Source organism: Alcanivorax sp., assembly GCF_051117345.1.
Lineage (GTDB): Bacteria > Pseudomonadota > Gammaproteobacteria > Pseudomonadales > Alcanivoracaceae > Alcanivorax.
Window position 1 is genome coordinate 1 of record NZ_JBNPEC010000140.1, and the last position, 5,292, is coordinate 5,292.

Here is a 5,292-nt window from a genome sequence, read left to right on the forward strand (position 1 = left end):
CCACCTGCAGCGCCGCCTGTAGGCATTCGCGCTCGCTGATCCAGCCTACCAGCGTGCCGGCGTCATCGATCACCGGGCTGCCCAGCATTTCCAGTTTGATCAGTCTGCTGGACGCTTCCACCACTGGCATATCCGGGTGAATCGTCGCAAAACGGGTGCACATCAGGTCTTTCAGGGAGACAGAATCCATCGGTTACCTCTCTTTCCCTGTCGGGAAAACATAACAGTTCTGCCGGTTTTCGAGCCGGCCACGGAATCTGATACTGCGGGAACCGTGCCAACTATGGGCGAGAGGGGGTTCGGCGCCTGCATGGCCAATACGAGACCGGGGCAGCTAGCAGGATGGAGGGCGGTGATTAGTAAGCTATAAGCGCCTTGCGCTTCGCCATTGACGCGCAGGGATGTTCAGGTGGGTTCCATGATCATGGTTCGCTGTGCGGGGCACGATTGGCCGAGGTGCACTTAAAGGCCATGCAGCTCAGCGAATACTTGCTGACTGAAAACCTCTGCATACCTGGCAATGGAAGGCCAGATAGTTACGGCTTCACCCTGCTGCTCGAATATCTTGCCGTGATTTCGGTCCACCGCAAAATAACAGTGCCGCAAACTACAGGCCCCCTATAACGTGGTATTACCCGAGGCGGCCGGGCGGCACTGGATCGCTGATCAACAATGAATTACACCGTGACTTTCTTGTCCGGCAGGGTTTGCAGAACCCATTCGCCGCCGGTCCTGAAGGTATCTGCTGTGCCAAAGGTGTCTTCCATATATTGGAAGTAGGTGACCTTGCCGTTGCTGTTAACCTTGGCAAAGATGGCAAATGGCGACTGGCAGGCTTTGTCCTGTGTTCTGGACCGCAACGTAAAGCTCCCGAAAATGGCAACGTTCTCGCCATCGTCGAAAGCTGCCTGGGGAGTGAATTCGTCTCTGATCCAATGCTCCTCAACCCCTTTGAAGGTATCGGTAAAACCACTGGGACCCTGGTGGGTGCCCGCCCAGGGCATGACCTTTTTCAGATTTTCATTTTTGTAGTTCAGCGATACGTAGACAAAGTCGTCAGAAAGATACTGGTGAACATGTTCCGGGTTCGCCGGGTCTTCAAGTAGCTTTTGAACGGTTTGGGTGGGGGTCATTGCGTTAGTCATGGTTGTCTCCGATTTCCTGTGATGTCTAAAACGCGTTCTGATGAGCCCTGGTGGTTGAGCTGCCAGGGTTCATCAGTTCTTCCTTGTCGATGACCGTTGTGCTTTCTAGCGGATATCCAGCTGCTCGATAAGGAAGGCGATGCCTTCCTCCAGGCCGGGCTCTCCGGCGGGATGAGTGGCCTTGTCATTAAAGAACTGGATAAAGCCGTGTTCCGCGTCGGGGTAGGACGTCCATGTGGCTTTGACGCCGGCGCTCACCAGTTTGCTGATGTAAGCCTCTCCCTCGTCGTGTAGCGGGTCCAGAGTGCCGGCTTGCAGCAATGTGGGCGGCAGCCCTTCATGTTGCCCCCAGAATGGCGCTATCAGCGGGGATAGCGGGTCGCCGCCGGGTGGCAAATAACAGGCAAGACACAGCTCGAAAGCCGGGCGTGTCGGAAAATAGGTGTCTCCGCGCTGTTGCCCTGACGGCGTGTCCAGAACATTTCTCACGCACGGGTACATGAGCCACTGGGCGCTGATGTTCGGCCCTCGACGGTCATGGGCAAGCAGGCTTGCAGCGGCGGCCAGATTGCCGCCGGCACTGTCACCGGCAATGGCAAGGCGGGCCGGGTCGCCGCCAATTTCGGCAGCGTGGTTGGCGGCCCATTCGAGCACCGCATAAGTGTCATCCAGACCGGCCGGGAAGGGGTGTTCAGGGCTTAACCGGTAGTCCACCGACAGCACCAGCGCGTGCGCCCGGCTGGCAATGGCACTGGCCAGTACGTGGTGAGTGTCCAGATCGCCGGAGACCCAGCCGCCACCGTGGATAAAGACAACGACAGGAAGAGAGGGGGCTTGTGCATCTGTTTCGGGACTATAGAGCCTGATCGGGATGTCTCTTGTCGGGCTCTCGGCAGCAATGGTGAAAGCGCGAATCTCCGCTACTGGGTCAGGGGCGCCGGCGCTTGGTATGAGCGCCCGATAGTTGGCACGCATCTCGGCGGAGAATTGCATCAGTTGTTCACTTGCCACGTTGCACCTCATTGATTCAGGTTGGTGATGTTGCCTGGTCCTGAGCTTGCTACGTTCTCTAGCCGGGGCAATATTTTTTCCAAAATGGCAGGGCCTGCTCCCGCCCTGGTGGCTGTCAGCAGGATGTGCCCAGTGTAGCGTTATCAGGGAGGGGCACGAAGTCCTGCAATATGACCCGGCTATGAACGGTTATCTGGCCACAATCGCTGATTATTGTTGGCCTCAGGGTGTGTCGCATTGCATGGTGTCACGCCGATTTTCTCATCACGGATACCGTTTCCTTGATCGCCACCAGCAGCAGAACAAGGGTTGTCACAACGGAAACCGTGACCGGAGAAATCAGCGGCGCTATAGCAGCAAGTGCGACCAGCATGCCAAGGCCGATGTAGTGTGATGTCGGGTGGCTTTTGAAAATCAGGCGCTTGAAGAGAATGTTCGCCAGAAGATAAAGCGCCGTGCCACCAATCATCGCGACCATAGTGCCGGTGCTGGTATGACCATGAGGATGCGCCAGCACAAACTCGTCGGCCACCGCCACCAGAACAATGGCGATGATCAGCAGTAGATGGATATAGGTGTAGACCACTCGCCCCAGATGACCGCTGTTGTTACTTCGGGCAATGACGTCACTGGCACGTTCGGCGCTGAGGCTGAAATACACCCACCACATCGCCACCGTGGTGACAAAGGCACTGACAAAGGCGGTGATGGTTGCGCTGTCCCAGTGGGTTCCCGAGAAGGTGTTTCCGGTGACCAGCAGGGATTCGCCCAGTGCAATAATCAGCAGCAGCCCACAGCGTTCTGCCATGTGCGCGCCGGAAATATCCCACTCCTTGCTGTCCGAGCGGCCCAGCCCGGGCACGGCGAACGACAGCGAGGCAGAGACGTACTCAACCGCAATGGCCAGGCTCCAGAGCAGGGTGCGCAGAGCATCCTCCTGCAGGGCGCCGATGATCCAGATTGTCCCCGATACGGCAAACCAGAGGGTCATGCGAATGAATCCCTGGTGCAGCTCCGGGCGGTGTTTACGGCTGCAGACACAGATAAAGACGGTGCGGCCAATCTGCATGGTGACATAGCAAAGCGCAAACAGCAGGCCGTGTTTGCCGAAGGCGTCGGGGATGGCGATGGAGAGCCCCATACCCAGTAACATCAACACGAAGAGCATGAGTCGGACCGGCACGGTTTCCGGGTCGAGCCAGTTGGTGACCCAGGTGGTGAATACCCAGACCCACCAGACTGCAAGAATGACCAACATGCCCTGAAACACCCCGTAAGGAGTGAAGTGAGCGATCAGCAAGTGGGCGCTCTGGGTAATGGCATAAACAAAAACCAGATCAAAGAACAGCTCCGAAAAGGCAACCTTGTGCTCGGCATGACTACCCTTGGGACGGAATAACCCGAGGCGCTGAGTTTCCATGGTCACTCCTGTCAATACGCGGTATGAAAGATGTGGCCCCGCAAGGCGGGGCCGGTGGGATTATTTCCCTTCGGTCAGGGTGAAATAACTGGTCATCAGGTTACGGTAATCCGGAACGTGGTTGGAGAACAGGGCGCCCAGCCCTTCGATATCGTTGCGCCAGTCGCGGTGCAGTTCGCAGGCGGTACCGAACCAGGTCATCAACTGTGCACCGGCGGCTGTCATGCGGGTCCATGCCGCGTCGCGGGTCATGGGGTTAAAGGTGCCGGAGGCATCGGTAACGACGAAGACTTCGAAATCTTCTTCCAGTGCGGACAGTGCGGGGAAGGCGACGCAGACTTCAGTGACAACGCCGGCGATGATCAGCTGCTTCTTGCCGGTGGCTTTGATGGCGTTGACAAAATCCTCGTTGTCCCAGGCATTGATCTGTCCCGGACGGGCAATATAGGGCGCATCAGGGAAGATTTCCTTGAGCTCGGGGACCAGCGGGCCATTGGGGCCATCTTCAAAGCTGGTGGTTAAAATGGTTGGCAGGTTGAAGTACTTGGCCAGATCAGCCAGTGCCAGCACATTGTTCTTGAACTTGTCCGGCTCAATGTCGCGCACCAGTGACAGCAGGCCTGCCTGGTGGTCAACCAGAAGTACTGCGGCATCATCTTTGCGAAGGCGGTTGTATTGCTTGCCCATGGTTAGTCTCCTTGGTGATAAAAAGGGCGATAATGGCCCCGGTTTGTCGCCATAGCTTATGGCGTTAGTCATCCATTTTTCCGAAGGTGCCGTTTTGGAAATCACGGACGGCGTCGCGGATTTCTTGCTGGGTATTCATGACAAATGGCCCATAGCCGACGATGGGTTCATCAATCGGCTCGCCACTAAGCAGAAGGAGGCGGGCCTGACCGTTGGCTTCCAGGCAAAGGTGTTGACCGCTGGGGGCGAGCAATGCCATCTGAGCATCACGTATTACGGTGTTGCGATTAAGCTCAACGATCCCGTTCAGCACCACAATCGCGGTATGCCAGCCTTCCGGCACTTCCAGCTCACACATTCCGTTGTTGTCCAGGGCAAGGTCCCAGACATGCATGGGCGTGAAGGTTTTGGCGGGGCCCGAGTGCTCCTGATAACCGCCGGCGATCACTCTCAGTGTGCCCGCACGATTGGGAAGCGTTACAGCGGGGATGTCCTGATCGGTTATTGCCTGGTAGCGCGGCGGTGTCATCTTGTCTTTTGCAGGCAGGTTGACCCAAAGCTGGACCATTTCCAGCTCGCCACCGGATTGCGTGAACGATGGGGAGTGAAATTCTTCGTGAAGAATACCGGCGCCGGCTGTCATCCACTGAACATCGCCGGGGCCGATGATGCCCCCTTGACCGGTTGAGTCCCGGTGAGCGACCTCGCCCTTGTAGACGATGGTAACCGTCTCGAAACCACGGTGGGGGTGCTGGCCGACCCCGCGTGGCTTATCGGCAGGCGGAAAGTGAGCCGGGCCGGCATAGTCCAGCAACAGGAAAGGACTGAGCGGTTTGCCGTGGCTGTCATAGGAAAACAGTGAGCGTACCGGGAAGCCATCGCCGACCCAGTGAGGGGTGGGTGCTGAGTAGATGCCGAGAATCGGTTTCATGAGAGGCCATATGTTCTTGGGACGTTATTGGGGGGTATTAGAAGGACGATGGGCTGTGGGGGAGGCAAAAAAACATTATAGTGTCTCAATAGTGTGAC

At 57.2% G+C, this 5,292-nt stretch carries 6 protein-coding genes; all 6 read right to left on the minus strand.

Annotated features, from left to right (window positions below):
- Window positions 1-190 (minus strand): CBS domain-containing protein (locus ACFE0K_RS09130; protein WP_434535768.1); only part of this gene is annotated, 190 nt, incomplete at its 3' end.
- 487 nt (window positions 191-677) lie between these two features.
- Window positions 678-1,145, minus strand: a complete 468-nt coding sequence (locus tag ACFE0K_RS09135; protein WP_434535769.1) for a nuclear transport factor 2 family protein — start codon at window positions 1,143-1,145, stop codon at window positions 678-680.
- Between the two features lie 105 nt (window positions 1,146-1,250).
- On the minus strand, window positions 1,251-2,156 hold the full coding sequence (locus tag ACFE0K_RS09140; protein WP_434535770.1) for an alpha/beta hydrolase: 906 nt from the start codon (window positions 2,154-2,156) through the stop codon (window positions 1,251-1,253).
- Window positions 2,157-2,403: 247 nt separating this feature from the next.
- A complete protein-coding gene (locus tag ACFE0K_RS09145; RefSeq protein WP_434535771.1) occupies window positions 2,404-3,576 on the minus strand; it encodes a low temperature requirement protein A in 1,173 nt (390 codons plus the stop codon).
- A gap of 60 nt (window positions 3,577-3,636) precedes the next feature.
- Window positions 3,637-4,263, minus strand: coding sequence for an isochorismate family cysteine hydrolase YcaC (gene ycaC, locus ACFE0K_RS09150; protein WP_434535772.1), 627 nt, complete (start codon window positions 4,261-4,263; stop codon window positions 3,637-3,639).
- A gap of 64 nt (window positions 4,264-4,327) precedes the next feature.
- The gene (locus tag ACFE0K_RS09155) at window positions 4,328-5,194 is read right to left on the minus strand and encodes a pirin family protein (RefSeq protein WP_434535773.1); all 867 of its coding nucleotides are present in this window, start codon (window positions 5,192-5,194) and stop codon (window positions 4,328-4,330) included.
- Between the last annotated feature and the right edge of the window lie 98 nt (window positions 5,195-5,292).